General features: G+C 33.2%; 13 protein-coding genes. 1 reads left to right on the top strand and 12 read right to left on the bottom strand.

Going from position 1 to position 14,150, the window contains the following annotated elements; all coding sequences use genetic code 11:
• From R6X41_RS09690 to R6X41_RS09635, 12 genes are all read right to left on the bottom strand, one after another.
• Positions 1–912, bottom strand: coding sequence for a DUF6607 family protein (locus tag R6X41_RS09690; protein WP_318499745.1), 912 nt, complete (start codon positions 910–912; stop codon positions 1–3).
• A gap of 231 nt (positions 913–1,143) precedes the next feature.
• Complete coding sequence (locus R6X41_RS09685; RefSeq protein WP_318499743.1) at positions 1,144–1,770, bottom strand: carbonic anhydrase; 627 nt, start codon at positions 1,768–1,770, stop codon at positions 1,144–1,146.
• Between the two features lie 161 nt (positions 1,771–1,931).
• On the bottom strand, positions 1,932–3,524 hold the full coding sequence (locus R6X41_RS09680; protein ID WP_318499741.1) for a SulP family inorganic anion transporter: 1,593 nt from the start codon (positions 3,522–3,524) through the stop codon (positions 1,932–1,934).
• 70 nt (positions 3,525–3,594) lie between these two features.
• Complete coding sequence (locus R6X41_RS09675; protein ID WP_318499739.1) at positions 3,595–3,894, bottom strand: hypothetical protein; 300 nt, start codon at positions 3,892–3,894, stop codon at positions 3,595–3,597.
• A 45-nt stretch (positions 3,895–3,939) separates the two neighbouring features.
• A complete protein-coding gene (locus R6X41_RS09670) occupies positions 3,940–4,689 on the bottom strand; it encodes a tetratricopeptide repeat protein (RefSeq protein ID WP_318499737.1) in 750 nt (249 codons plus the stop codon).
• Position 4,690: 1 nt separating this feature from the next.
• Positions 4,691–6,463, bottom strand: coding sequence for a BatD family protein (locus R6X41_RS09665; protein WP_318499735.1), 1,773 nt, complete (start codon positions 6,461–6,463; stop codon positions 4,691–4,693).
• Between the two features lie 24 nt (positions 6,464–6,487).
• The gene (locus R6X41_RS09660) at positions 6,488–7,426 is read right to left on the bottom strand and encodes a tetratricopeptide repeat protein (protein WP_318499733.1); all 939 of its coding nucleotides are present in this window, start codon (positions 7,424–7,426) and stop codon (positions 6,488–6,490) included.
• On the bottom strand, positions 7,423–8,460 hold the full coding sequence (locus R6X41_RS09655; protein WP_318499731.1) for a vWA domain-containing protein: 1,038 nt from the start codon (positions 8,458–8,460) through the stop codon (positions 7,423–7,425). Before R6X41_RS09655 ends, R6X41_RS09660 begins: the two co-directional genes overlap by 4 nt.
• Positions 8,461–8,463: 3 nt before the next feature.
• Entirely contained in the window at positions 8,464–9,468 is a 1,005-nt protein-coding gene (locus R6X41_RS09650) for a vWA domain-containing protein (protein ID WP_318499729.1), read from the bottom strand.
• Positions 9,468–11,156 (bottom strand): hypothetical protein, encoded by a 1,689-nt coding sequence (locus R6X41_RS09645; protein ID WP_318499727.1) that lies wholly within the window; start codon positions 11,154–11,156, stop codon positions 9,468–9,470. Before R6X41_RS09645 ends, R6X41_RS09650 begins: the two co-directional genes overlap by 1 nt.
• 17 nt (positions 11,157–11,173) lie before the next feature.
• Positions 11,174–12,037, bottom strand: a complete 864-nt coding sequence (locus tag R6X41_RS09640; RefSeq protein ID WP_318499725.1) for a DUF58 domain-containing protein — start codon at positions 12,035–12,037, stop codon at positions 11,174–11,176.
• Between the two features lie 105 nt (positions 12,038–12,142).
• Positions 12,143–13,144 (bottom strand): AAA family ATPase, encoded by a 1,002-nt coding sequence (locus tag R6X41_RS09635; RefSeq protein ID WP_318499724.1) that lies wholly within the window; start codon positions 13,142–13,144, stop codon positions 12,143–12,145.
• A 253-nt stretch (positions 13,145–13,397) separates the two neighbouring features.
• Between R6X41_RS09635 and R6X41_RS09630 the strand changes: the two genes are divergently transcribed.
• Positions 13,398–14,150 carry an SDR family NAD(P)-dependent oxidoreductase gene (locus tag R6X41_RS09630; RefSeq protein WP_318499722.1) on the top strand — a complete coding sequence of 251 codons (753 nt, stop codon included), beginning with the start codon at positions 13,398–13,400 and terminating at the stop codon, positions 14,148–14,150.

Raw genomic sequence — 14,150 nt, 5'->3', positions numbered from 1 at the left:
TTATTTTTTTACAAAAGATTCTATCACTTCGTTAATATCTGCTTCGTTCTGATATTCTTCTTCAGAAAACAAATACTTATATAATTGTTTATTATCTACTTTTTCTTCTAAGCTCAAATTTTTGTCTCTAGCAAAAACGGCATCCCATTTTGTACGAACTAATGCCCATTTAGCACTTGTTGTTTTCCAATAATCTTGAGCAGCAACACACTTATTGTCATCTACCTTAGTATAGGTGTTAAATCCTTTTTCTTGAGCAATAACAACATCATCTTTACCTGCTTCACGAAGGATTTTGTCGTTGTCTTGATCGTGAATCCAACCCGTTTTTGTAATTTCTTGTCTGTTACGTCTTAATGTAATATTGTAATCACTACGCTTTGTATACTCTCTTCGTGGCAAGGGCGCTGTTGTGGTGTTCTCCCAATAGCTTTTTCCATCTATATGAACCCAAGATGAAGATCCTTCGTAACGCGGACTATCATCTACTTGGAATACTTTCTGTGACCACTGTCCTTTGACTTCGCTTTCCGGCAGACTTACATAAGTCCATTCATTATCGCCATTATAGGTATACAAATCTGTGTTTTCGTATTCCCAATCTTGCCTCCAATGCTTTACAATATAAGGTTCGGCAGGATTCCCAACAATTAATAAATGTTGTAATGCAATTTTATTTTTAGAATCTTCGACTAATTCTACCCATTCTAATCCTTTATCGTGCTTTACTTCCGAAGACACATAAGTAGAATCGTTTACATAATTAAAAGTTTCTGCAAAATTAAAGTTCACTTCGTAACACCCACACATGTTTTTAATTGCGTTTTGATCTTGCTTTTTTTGCTTTTGCGCAATGGCGTTAGCATTAACGAAGACTATAATACATAAGGTTAATAGAATGTGTCTTATCATATTTATAATTCAATATCATTTTAAATTACAATCTTATTAAGACTCAATAAAGATAATAATTAATAATTGTCGCAAATTTAAAAAAGAATGAGTCTAAATAAAAATTTTATTTTACTTTTTTCTCACACATATTTAGAAATAGAATAAAAAGGTCATTAAACTAAAAAGCCACTCGATTATTGAGTGGCTTTTTTGATTTTTATAAAATCGATTAAATATTGATAAAAGAGATTAATCTAAATGATAAATTTCTCTGATATCATGTAATATTTTATCAAAATCAATATTTAAATCAATTAATTTACCTGTATGAATATCGAATACCCATCCATGAACCTGAAGACCTCTTGAGCGTATTGCTTTTTGAACAGCTGACGTCTTAATAAGGTTAACGCATTGTTCTTGAACATTTAATTCTATCAACTTATTATATCTTAAATCTTCATCTTCAATGGCGTTCAATTCTTCCGCATGTAAACGGTAAACATCTCTAATATTTCTTAACCAAGGATTTAATAACCCTAAATCTGCCGATTGCATTGCTGCCTTAACACCTCCACAACCATAATGACCACAAACTACAACGTGGTTAACTTTTAAATGATCTACGGCGTAATCTACAACAGACATCACATTCAAATCGGTATTAGGTACCATATTCGCAATGTTTCTATGTACAAATACTTGTCCTAATTCTAATCCCATTAATCCTTCTGCATCTACACGACTATCAGAACACCCGATGTATAAGAAATCAGGAGTTTGACCATGGCGTAAATCTTCGAAATAATTTGCATTAGATTCCAATTTATCTTTGATCCATTTTTCGTTATTTTCAAAAACGTTTTCTAATTTCATAATTATATTTTTTAATAGTTCTTATTATTTATTTATTCAATGTTACATGATTTTAAAATATTAAACTCATGCTTTTTAATTAAATCAGGAGTAATTATTATATACTCCATTATATAATTTGGTTGCTTTTCAACCTTTCTAATACTACTTTTGCGCTTAATCTAACTTAAGCTAATATCGGATTTAGGACGTTCCTTAAAGAAGGATATAAAACTTTCTGGATTTTCTACAACGCCACGTTTAGATATTAATGTTACATCTATATTCTTCTCCTTCGCTTTATGAATGAAATCTTCGAGAATCTCTATAATATCATAATCTAAATATCTTGTTTTTAACAAATTCAATTCCAAACTCGAATCATTTGGCAAAGTATCTAATTCTTTTAAAATCGCTCCTTTATTAAAAAAGGTAACTTCTTCTGCTAACGTCATTTTTACTTTAGGCTTACCATTACTTTTATCTTCAATATTTAAAAAGTGTGAGTTTTGGTAACTTTTTAGAAGGATTACAACAATTCCAACGCCAAGTCCCAAACCTATTCCTACTAATAAGTCTGTAAACACTATACCAATAACCGTTACAAAAAACGGAACTGATTGTTTCCACCCTAAACCAATCATTTGTTTAAACAATACCGGCTTAGCTAATTTATAACCAACAACTAAAAGTATCGCAGCCAAAACAGACAACGGAATCATATTTAGTAATGTAGGGATTAAAATCACAGAAATCAATAATAAAAATCCATGTAAAATCGCTGAGAGTTTACTTTTTCCGCCAGATTGAACATTTGCAGAACTTCTAACAATTACCTGAGTAATAGGTAAACCTCCGATTAAACCTGAAACTATATTACCAATACCTTGTGCCAGTAACTCTCTGTTGGTTGGTGTCACGTTTTTATCTGGATCTATTTTATCGGATGCCTCGACACATAGTAAAGTTTCTAAACTAGCAACCAATGCTATTGTAAATGCCACGATCCAAACTCCATGATCGAAAATCGCACTAAAATTCGGAAAACTAAATTGATTGAAAAAAGAAGTAGCATCTTCAGGAACAGGAACATTAACCATATGGCTAACACCAATTGATAAAACGTCGTTGCCTTTAGTTACATTATAGTAAATAATCCCTAAAACAACTGCTACGAAAGGGCCTTGAATAACCTGGAAGACTTTACTTTTTTTAGCTAAGACGTTATCCCAAAATAAAAGAATTGCTAAACTAACGGCACCTATTAAGGCAGCACCTGGATGCACATTATTAATAATATTAAAAAGTTCTGAAAAGGTATTCCCTCCATCTATCTCAAAGAATTCAAAATCCCAAGATGATTGTTCATCGTAACCAAAGAAGTTCGGAATTTGCTTTAAAATAATAATAATTCCTATACCTGTAAGCATTCCTTTAATAACCGAAGACGGAAAATAATATGCAATTACACCTGCCTTTAGTATTCCAAATAAAATCTGGAGAACACCTGCTAATACAACAGCTACTAAGAAATTCTCATAACCTCCTAATGTTCCTATTGCGGTTAAAACAATAGCAGCTAAACCAGCTGCGGGTCCGCTTACTCCAATTTTAGATCCACTTAAAAACCCTACTACTATACCTCCTATTATCCCTGCGATAACCCCAGAGAATAACGGCGCACCACTCGCCAAAGCAATACCTAAACATAAAGGTAAAGCCACAAAAAACACGACAATACTTGCCGGAAAATCATTTTTTAATGTTTTAAACATAATAAAATTTGTTTTAATATTTTAAAAATACATGTAGTCTGATTACTAAAAATCAAACTAATAAAACGCATTATATAATGTTCTGTTCTGGAGGGGGAGATACATTCTCTAATTCGAATTGAGAATGCATATTTAGGTAAAAACTAAATGTATTATCATGGTTTGTATAGCCAAACACATGATTCAAACCTGGATGTGGTTTTAATTCAAGTTCAATAAGTTTTACTGTTTCCTTACTGTTTTCTTCTTCTGCCAAACTATAAAACATAGAAACATCTACATCCTTATCTAGCATAGATATGATAGTTGGCGCCGAAAGTAACAGCGCAAAAATCATTGTGAATAATAAAGAAATTAAAGTTTTAGGCATTGATTTTATTCATTGAACATAAATTCTAAATATCGGCTAATATAGTTATAAGACTTTGATATCTGCACTAGAAATCCAACCAGTTTTACCATCGGTCAATTTTATTTTTTTCCAATTGTTTACTGTATCTAAAACTTGCACTTTTGTGCCTTCATGCAATTTAAAAGCTTCTTCACTGCTTAAATTAGGCTCGTTTTTAACTTGACTTTCCTGAACAAAAATAATAGCAGGATTATCTTTACTTGTTAAGTTATAATCATGAAATGCAAAAAACAAAGTCAGAAAACCAAGTCCTAAAATAATTATACTAGTTGTAAAAGCAGCGCGCTTGCTATTGGTATATTCAGCAAAATAATAGCTTATAAATAGGATTACAAAGATTACAAATAGCACTACAGTTGTTATTGCCCACCCATCAAAACTCATCACATTTGTAATGTTATTTAAAAATTTGGAAATACCAACTTGCGGAACCACATCTATAGCATCTATGGTCATATTTCGGGCGTAAGCGACGTTATTTTTTATATCCTTATCATTTGGAGCTAATTGTAGTGCTTTCTCGAAATAGTACACACTAGGCCCAACATGATTTAGTTTATAATGTGCATTACCTAAATTAAAAAACACCTCGCTGGATTGCATACCACTATCTAAAATAGCTTGGTATTTGTCAATAGCTTCGGCATATTTCCCATCGTTATAAAGCGTGTTACCCTGCTCGAAAAGCGAATTATTTTGAGCAAAAGTTAAACTGCTTAACAAAGCCATTAGTGTATATAAAATTGCTTTCATCTTAACGTATTTGTTTATCAATTAACGAAATGGTACTCGCTGCCTTATCATAATCATGCTGCATAGCAACTTTTGTTAAAGGTGTATAACGCGCCAATTCACAACTTACCAATAAGGATACAAACTCGGAAACCACAACTGGATCTACCTGCCTTGCGCTTAGTAATTCTTGTATTTTATCTTTACTTAAATCGCCTGTTTCAATATTCAATTTAGCTTTCAAGTAATTATGAAGTGCTTTTTCTAAAGCCACATAAAAAGCTTCTTTTTGTCCTAAAGCTTTTTTCGCTGCACCCAAATATTTCTTGGCTAATTTATCGGCTTTTCTGATTTTATTTCCTGTAACATCTGCATCTCTTACCGCTTTTCGTTTTCTGAAAACCATCACTAATGGAATCATTAAAAATGGCACTAATACAGATCCCCAGAATAATTTTGATTTAAAGAAATAAGACGTTTTATTACTCTTTAAATTGGTTTTTGTTTTAATAAAAGCAAAGTGATCGTTATTTAAAACTACAGGTTGTTTATTATCTCCTGTTGCTGAAGGATGTGTTTCGGTAACCGCATTATTAGGCCCTTGAGTTACATCTACAACAATCTCGTCTGAAGAAATACGTTTATAGGATTCTGTTTTTAAATCGAAGTACGAAAATGAAATACTTGGAATTGGATATTTTCCTTTAAACTGTGGCACTACCGTATAACTATCTGAAATACGACCTTGCATGCCGTCTAAATTTGTTCTTACATTTTCATTATGCTCAGGTTCGTAAACTTCCAACGAACTAGGTAAGTTTACTTTAGGTAATTCGAATAATTTTAAGTTTCCATTTCCTGAAACCTCAACATTTAAATCTAAAGATTCTGATGCTTTTAATTCGGTTTTAGATGTCGTTACTTTAAAATTAAAAACACCTACAGCACCAGTAAAATCGTCTGGTCTACCATTTTCAGGAAGTTGTTTTACATTAATAATACGTTCTCCCGCAGAAACGGTTTTATGAACTTGTGTCATTAATCGACCACCAAACATATCGCGTCTGTTTGTTGGTACATCTACAGTAATATCTAAACTTAGAGGTTCAATTTTAAGTTTACCAGTTTTTTGTGGATATAAAACTGTTTTACGCAAAACCACATAACGATATGATTCGCCTTCGTACGTCCCGTTCTGAACTTTTAAGCCTTTAATATCGATATTCTGGCTCCAGAAATCGCTGTATTTCGGATTGTCTATTTCTCTCCAATTACTAACACCTGTATTTTGAGATACGTATAATTTATAAACAACTGTAATCGCTTCATTTAAATAAGGATTAGTTTTTGAAACCTCAGCGACCAAATGAATATTTTCTGAAGCAACAAAATCGGCATTACTACCATCTTTAGGTTTACTAACTGCCGATGTCACCGTAATTCTTGTAGGTGTTGTTTTATAAATTTGGTTATCAATTTCTATAGTCGCCTGATTTAAAGTAAAATTCCCTTGACTTATAGGCGCTAGAAAATACGTATATGTTTTAGAAAATTGAGAAACACCGTTAACCCACGATTTACTTACAGATTGATTTGGTCCACCTACAACTTTGAAATTTGAAAAATTTGGCGGATTAAAATTATCGCCATCCTTATTCATTTCAAAATCGACTCGTAAACGTTCATTTATACCTAGTTTGGTTTTACTCACTTTAGCTTCAAACTTAACCTGTGCGAAGGTTACGCTCGAAATAAGTAAAACTAAAACTATAAATATGTGTTTAATATTTTTCATCTTTAAATTCATTCTCAAAACAAATTACCAATCTTTATCGGTTTGAACGCGTTCACCTTTTTGTTTTTCAGCATTCATCTTTTCTTGAACTTTTTGTTCTTGATTGTTCATCGCTTCTAACAAGTTTTTAATTTGTTGTGGCGACATCTGGCCTTGTTGTGGCTTTGGTTGTTGGGGTTGTTCTTTTTTATCTTGATCGCCTTCTCCTTGATCTTGTTTATCATCTTTAGGCTTGCCGTCTTCATTCTCTTTTTCGTCTCCTTGATCTTGATCTTGGTCACCTTCATCCTTCTTATCCTGATCTTTGTCCTCGCCTTCGTCCTTCTTGTCTTGGTCTTCTTGATCCTGATCTTTATTATCTTTATTCTGATCCTCGTTTTGATCCTGATCATCCTGATTCTGATCTTTGTTATCTTCCTGATCGTCTTCGTTATTCTTATTCTCTTCTTCTTGCTGCTTAGCACATTCTTTCGCTAAACCATAGTTATAACGCGTTTCTTCGTCTGCAGGATCATTTCTTAATGCATTTTTATAGGCTTCGACAGCTTCTTTACATTGTTTATTCTGCATTAAAATATTCCCGATGTTATGATATGCTTTGTGCTTCTCGCTACGATCGGTTGCTTTACTTGCAGCTTCTTGCAAACGGAATAAAGACTCTTCGTAATTTCCTTTTTTGAAATACGATGTTCCTAAATTATACAATCCAGAAATATTTGATTGTTCTTCAGAAATGGCTTTTCTGTATTCCATTTCGGCAGCTACATAATCTTCTTCCTGAACTTTTTCATTGCCTTCAAAGACAAAATTATTAGCGAGTCTTTGGGCTTCAATAAGTTCTTCATTTTCATCTTGTGCAAAAGACGTAAATGCGCATAATGAGATAAAAATTAATAAGATACTTTTCATAACATGTATTCCAAAATCACTGAATATTACTAATTTTCTAACGTTTTCTATCATAAGTTTTCGTTAAATAAGTTTAACTTCTTTAACCATCCTGTCTTACGATCTAATAAGAAAATGTCCATAAATAAGAAGAGAATTGCAAGGCCAATAAACCATTGAAATTGAGATTTAAAATCGGCAATTTGCTTCGCCTCAAATTCTGTTTTATCCATTCCGTTTAGAATTTCTCGAATCTCATCGACAACAACACTTGTTTGTGCTCCGTTTATATAAACTCCATTCGCTTCGCTTGCTATATTTTTAAGTGTTTCCTCATTCAAACGTGTAATTACAGTTTCGCCATTGTTATCCTTTTTATAGTTCATAACAATGCCATTTCGCTTTTCAGGTATTGGTCCACCTTTTACATCTCCTACACCAATTGTAAAAATTCTAATACCTTCTTCACTAGCTTCTTCTGCTACTTTTGCAGCCACTTCACTATGGTCTTCACCATCGGAAATTATAATAAGTACACGATTGGTTTGCTCATCGTCATCATAATACGTTTTCGCCAAATTAATTGCTTCGTTTATGGCTGTACCTTGAGAAGACATCATGTCTGTATTCATATTCTGAAGGAACATTTTTGCTGAAGCATAATCTGTTGTAATCGGCAATTGCGGAAATGCTTTTCCTGCGTAAGCAATAATTCCCACACGATCACTCGCCAAATTATTAATGATTTGCGTTACCAATTGTTTTGCTTTCTCAAGTCGGTTTGGTGCGATATCTTCGGCCAACATACTTTTAGAAACATCGACGGCAAATACAATATCTACACCTTCACGTTTAACTGTTTCTAACTTCGTTCCTACTTTAGGGTTAACTAAAGCAATTGCTAAAGATGCAAAAGCTAAACATATAATAACCAATTTTAAAACCGATTTAAACACCGAACGATTCGGGCTTAAACGCTTTAAAAGGACTTTATCTGCGAATTTTTTTTGAGTATGGCGTTTCCATAATTGAAGCATCAAATAGATGACTATAATCACCGGAATGATACACAATGCCCAAAACCATATTTTTTCTTCTAATTGAAACATCTATTATATAAAACTTTTAAATATTGTAGAACGAAGTAAAATCTCAAGTAACAATAACATTCCCGCCAATAAAACTAAAGCGCGGTATTTCTCTTCGTAATTATAAAACTTGAATTCTTCTACATCTGTTTTTTCCAGTTTATTAATCTCTTTGTAAATCTCTTCAAGTTTCTGATTATCGGTTGCTCTAAAGTATTTACCTCCAGTAACGTTGGCAATTTCCTCTAAAAGCGCTTCGTCTATCTCTACTGGAACACGACCATATTGGAAACTTCCGTTTGGTAAAATTCCTATTGGTGATAATGCCATACCATTAGAACCGAGTCCGATGGTATAGGTTTTTACACCAAATTCTACTGCCATTTCACTAGCAATTTTAGGATCTATAAACCCGGAATTATTAACACCATCTGTAAGTAAAATAATTACTTTACTTTTAGCTTTACTGTCTTTTAATCTATTTACAGCAGTTGCTAAACCCATACCAATTGCCGTTCCGCCTTCTATAATATTATTGTATTTAATATCGTTTAAAGATCTTAGAACAATACCTTTATCACTTGTAATTGGTGTTCTAGTAAAACTTTCTCCAGCGTATTCTACTAAGCCAATTCTGTCGTTCGGGCGTTCTTTAATAAAGTCGGCAGCAACTTCTTTTAAGGCTTCTAATCTGTTTGGTTTTAAATCTTTTGCCAACATACTTGCCGAGACATCTATTGCCATTACAATATCTATACCTTTTGTTGTTTTCGTTCTTGACGATACATCTACAGTTCTTGGTCTAGCCATGGCTGTAATTAATAATGCTAAGGCTAATAAACGCAATGCAAAAAGGAGGTGTTTTAATTTAGGCAACCAAGAACTAGTTACTTTAAACCCCTTAATAGTCGACATTTTTAATTCAGCATTTAGCTTATTCTGCTTAAAAATATACCATAAAATTGCTAGTGGTAGCAATAATAGCAACCAGAATGCTTCTTTGTTTAAAAATTCTATACCTTCAAACATTATTCTGCTTTATTTAGTTCTATGGAATTCACGATGCGATCTGCCATATCTTGAGCATAAACGTCGTCGTTTTTCCATGTAATTATAATTTCTTGTAATACATTTTCAGATGTAAAATGAAGCATTACATAATGTCCAGCCACATAATTATCTGAATTCCCTACTGGAATATGTCCGTTACCAAATGTTTTTAAACCTTCGGCTCCGTTTGGTGTTGTAAACTTTTCGTGTTTTACGGTAATGTCTGTGACTTTATTAAGCTCGAATTGCTTTATAGCACGTTCTGAAGCTTCATTTAAATCTATGGTATTATCCTCCTTCTGTGGCGGTTGTTGACCACCTTGTTGCCCTTGCGGATTTTCTGGTGTAGATTTTTGTGTTGTTACATTTACACTAAATACATCCAACATCGTTCCGAAACCAAATTTGGTAACTTGAAGTTTATCTTTCAATTCATCTGGAACAGGACTCTCTAAACGTTCCAACACTTCTGGAGTCGTTAAAGTCACTGGTGGAAATCCATAAGAACTTCTTACCCACTTACCTTCTAACAACTGTTTTGTATCGTGACGAAAAATGGTGTCTTTTGTATAATTAAAACCATATTTCATAACAAAACCGGCAAAAATCAAAGTAATTAATCCAATTCCAACAACTACAGAAATGAATATTTTTTTACGTTTCTTTTTACGTTCTTGTTCGTCTTTGTATTGCTGATTTAATAGTTTCTCTTCTTCATCAGGTTCAGGAAGCACATCCTTTACATGATCTATTTCCGAAGCAATGGTTTGTTTATCAAATTCTGCAAGCTGAATATCTGGAGCAGATTTGGCGAACTTTACTAAATCTGCACGCTTTAAAATGCTTTCAATATTTTTAATGGTTTCTTTACTGAAATCAATTTGATTACCTTCTTTTAATAACTGTAATCTGGTTACCAATTGATCTGTAGTACTCTCTAAAGCTTTATCGTAAACCTTTTCATCTAAATATTTACGAAGGACTAACGTTAACTCAGAATAATATTGTTTGATTTCAGACTGTTCTAAAAACTGACTATTATCTAATTTTTGAAGTGCTAATTTTGCACGTTCGTAAGGAGGTAAAAGTGCAATTTCTTCTTCCTCTGTAAGCGGTTTTTTACGCCAAACAAACCAATATAAAATCCCTCCAACAACAATTAAACCTAACAAGATATAAAGTGGTAATCGCCACCAATTATTGTTTGATTTTTCTACTTGTATATAAGGCTTAATATCGTAAAGTCCTTGTTTTGTAGAATCGACAACAATATCTCTAACCTCAACTTTTAAAGAATCGGTTTGAAATGTTTTATCGCCAACTATTATCTTTTGAATTGGAATAGTATAGTGCCCAGAGTCAAATTGCGTTAATCCATATTTCTTGATTAAATTAAATTTATCTTCCAGTTTGGTCGTATCAATAGGATACGACTGTATCATTTCTAAAGGAGCAAATGTTTGCCCTTCTGGAAACACAACAAGGTTAATAGAATCTGTTTCAACTTGAATAGTATATGTGATTTGTGCGCCTACTTTTATTGAAGTAGAATCTATTCCTGAAGTTAAATTTTGCGCATACGAATAGCTCGAGAATACACCGAATACTATAAGTAAACACATGCTATTCTTAAAACGATTCAATATTGGGAATTTAAAGATTTTCATAGGTTATATAAAGATTATCATCTGCGTTTAAAATAGCCAAGTAATTTTTTTACATAACTTTCGTCTACACGACAATCTATAGTTCCAGCTCCAGATTTTGCGAAGCTGTCTTTATAATAGTTTACTTTTTCTTGATAATATTTACTGTAATTGGTTCTAACCGATTTAGAAGATGTGTTGACTAACATAAGCTCGCCAGTTTCTTCGTCTTGCATCTGCACCATTCCTAAATTAGGGATACTTTCTTCATGCTTATCATACACACGAATTCCAGTAACATCGTGGCGTTTAGCTGCAATCTTTAGAGTCTGCTTATAATCGTCGGAAATAAAATCGGAAAGCACAAAAACAATCGCTCGTTTTTTCATTACGCTCGATAAAAACTTAAAAGCTTCGGTAACGTTTGTCTCTTTACTTTTTGGCTTAAATTCTATAAGTTCACGAATAATTCTCAACACATGAGAACGACTTTTCTTAGGCGGAATATAAAGCTCTATAGTATCTGAAAACAAAACAAGTCCAATTTTATCGTTGTTCTGCGTTGCAGAAAAAGCTAATGTCGCAGCTATTTCTGTAACCACTTCATTTTTAAATTGCTGTTCTGTTCCAAACCATTCCGACCCTGAAACATCAACCATTAGCATCATGGTTAACTCACGCTCTTCTTCAAACACTTTTATATAAGGTTCGTTGTAACGCGCAGTCACATTCCAGTCTATATTTCTAACATCGTCTCCAAATTGATATTGACGCACTTCACTAAATGTCATACCACGACCTTTAAAGGTAGAATGATATTCTCCTCCAAAAATGTGATTAGACAAACGGCGTGTCTTAATCTCAATTTTTCGTACTTTTTTTAGTAATTCTTTAGTATCCATTTTTCCGCTTTCCAAACCCTCTCTCCAAAGGAGAAAGGACTTTTAAAATTTTAATTTTATTCACCCTTTTGAAGTCCTTCCCTAAGAAAGGATTTAGGACGGGATTTATGGTACTTCTATTTCGTTTACAATCTTAGTAATGATGTCTTCTGAAGTAATATTTTCAGCTTCAGCTTCATAAGTAATTCCAATTCTATGTCGTAACACATCGTAAACAACGGCACGTACATCCTCTGGAATAACATAACCACGACGTCTTATAAAAGCATAACATTTAGCAGCTGTTGCTAAGTTGATACTTCCACGAGGCGATGCTCCAAAAGAAATTAATGGTTTTAAATCTGCTAATCTGTATTTTTCTGGGTAACGTGTTGCAAAGATAATATCAAGAATATATTTCTCAATTTTCTCGTCCATATATACTTCACGAACAGCTTCTTGAGCTCTTACAATCTGAGCTACACTAACTACAGGATTTACTTTCTCGTAAGTCCCTCTTAAATTCGCACGAACAATAAGTTGCTCTTCGTCTAATTTAGGATAATCGATAACTGTTTTCAACATAAAACGATCGACTTGCGCTTCAGGTAACGGATAAGTTCCTTCTTGCTCTACCGGGTTTTGCGTTGCCATTACTAAAAACGGCTTATCTAAGATAAATGTAGTATCTCCAATAGTAACTTGTTTTTCCTGCATCGCTTCTAGTAATGCCGACTGTACTTTAGCTGGCGCTCTGTTAATCTCATCTGCAAGTACGAAGTTAGCGAAGATTGGACCCTTTTTAATCGTGAAATCGTTATCTTTTATATTGTAAATCATTGTTCCCACAACATCTGCAGGCAATAAATCTGGCGTAAACTGCACACGACTAAAACTACCGTCAATAGCTTTAGCCAAGGTGTTAATTGCAAGTGTTTTTGCTAATCCCGGAACCCCTTCTAAAAGAATATGTCCTTGTCCTAATAATCCAATAAGTAAGCGCTCAACCATGTGTTTTTGCCCAACGATTACTTTGTTCATTTCTAACGTAAGTAAATCGACAAAAGCACTTTCTCTTTCTATCTTTTCGTTGATTGATTTAATATCAACAGTACTGGTATCCTCCATGTATTCTATTTTTTAAAAACTCGAATTTAGTAAGTAATTTAATGCCATGCAAATTGTTAAAATTTTCCGTGTATTGCTGTTAATAATTGGTTAAAAATTAAACATTATGTATTTATTAAGATTTTCCATGCTAAAAATAGAATTCACAGACTGCAAACTTTGAGATTTAGACAATTATTAACGTAAACACTAGTATTTATTAACGTGTATTAAGTATTTTTATAGATGAATTTATTGAATTATAAAGCATAAAATGAACACTAAAATAGCATTAATTACAGGCGCCACAAGTGGTATTGGAAGATCGACAGCTCATGAATTTGCAAAACACAATATAAAACTAGTATTGTGTGGTCGCAGGCAAGACCGTTTGGACATTATAAAGAAAGCCTTAGAAAAAGACACCGATGTTTATACTTTAAACTTTGATGTTCGAGATAAAAAAGCCACAGTTGAAGCGATCAATTCACTACCAGAAGAATTTTCTAAAATTGATATTTTAATTAATAATGCAGGAAACGCACATGGACTAGACTTTATTCAAGACGGAGACAGCGATGACTGGGATGCTATGATAGATATTAATGTGAAAGGTCTTTTATATGTTAGTAATGCCATAATTCCTAAAATGACGGAACGTAAATCTGGACATATTATTAATATTGGATCCTCGGCAGGAAAGGAAGTATATCCTAAAGGAAATGTGTATTGCGCAAGTAAACATGCCGTTTTAGCTATTACTGAAGGCATGCGAATTGACCTAAATCCCTACGGAATAAAAGTTGGCGCGGTAAATCCTGGTTTAGTAGAAACTGAATTTTCTAAAGTTCGGTTTAAAGGAGATCCGAAAGCCGATTCTGTTTACAAAGGATTTCAGGCATTGCAACCCCAAGATATTGCCGAAATTATTTACTTCGTAATTAGCAGACCATATCATGTTAATATAGCCGACTTACTTGTGTTTCCAACTGCTCAGGCCTCTTCAACTATTCTAAAAAAGGATTAA

Origin of the sequence: Formosa sejongensis (assembly GCF_033447105.1) — a bacterium.
Classification (GTDB): domain Bacteria; phylum Bacteroidota; class Bacteroidia; order Flavobacteriales; family Flavobacteriaceae; genus Formosa.
This window is presented reverse-complemented; position numbering and strand designations above follow the sequence as displayed.

Coding starts and splice junctions, on each gene's coding strand:
- R6X41_RS09690 (WP_318499745.1), bottom strand. CDS start 912: ATGATAAGACACATTCTATTAACCTTATGTATTATAGTCTTCGTTAAT.
- R6X41_RS09685 (WP_318499743.1), bottom strand. CDS start 1,770: ATGAAATTAGAAAACGTTTTTGAAAATAACGAAAAATGGATCAAAGAT.
- R6X41_RS09680 (WP_318499741.1), bottom strand. CDS start 3,524: ATGTTTAAAACATTAAAAAATGATTTTCCGGCAAGTATTGTCGTGTTT.
- R6X41_RS09675 (WP_318499739.1), bottom strand. CDS start 3,894: ATGCCTAAAACTTTAATTTCTTTATTATTCACAATGATTTTTGCGCTG.
- R6X41_RS09670 (WP_318499737.1), bottom strand. CDS start 4,689: ATGAAAGCAATTTTATATACACTAATGGCTTTGTTAAGCAGTTTAACT.
- R6X41_RS09665 (WP_318499735.1), bottom strand. CDS start 6,463: ATGAAAAATATTAAACACATATTTATAGTTTTAGTTTTACTTATTTCG.
- R6X41_RS09660 (WP_318499733.1), bottom strand. CDS start 7,426: ATGATAGAAAACGTTAGAAAATTAGTAATATTCAGTGATTTTGGAATA.
- R6X41_RS09655 (WP_318499731.1), bottom strand. CDS start 8,460: ATGTTTCAATTAGAAGAAAAAATATGGTTTTGGGCATTGTGTATCATT.
- R6X41_RS09650 (WP_318499729.1), bottom strand. CDS start 9,468: ATGTTTGAAGGTATAGAATTTTTAAACAAAGAAGCATTCTGGTTGCTA.
- R6X41_RS09645 (WP_318499727.1), bottom strand. CDS start 11,156: ATGAAAATCTTTAAATTCCCAATATTGAATCGTTTTAAGAATAGCATG.
- R6X41_RS09640 (WP_318499725.1), bottom strand. CDS start 12,037: ATGGATACTAAAGAATTACTAAAAAAAGTACGAAAAATTGAGATTAAG.
- R6X41_RS09635 (WP_318499724.1), bottom strand. CDS start 13,144: ATGGAGGATACCAGTACTGTTGATATTAAATCAATCAACGAAAAGATA.
- R6X41_RS09630 (WP_318499722.1), top strand. CDS start 13,398: ATGAACACTAAAATAGCATTAATTACAGGCGCCACAAGTGGTATTGGA.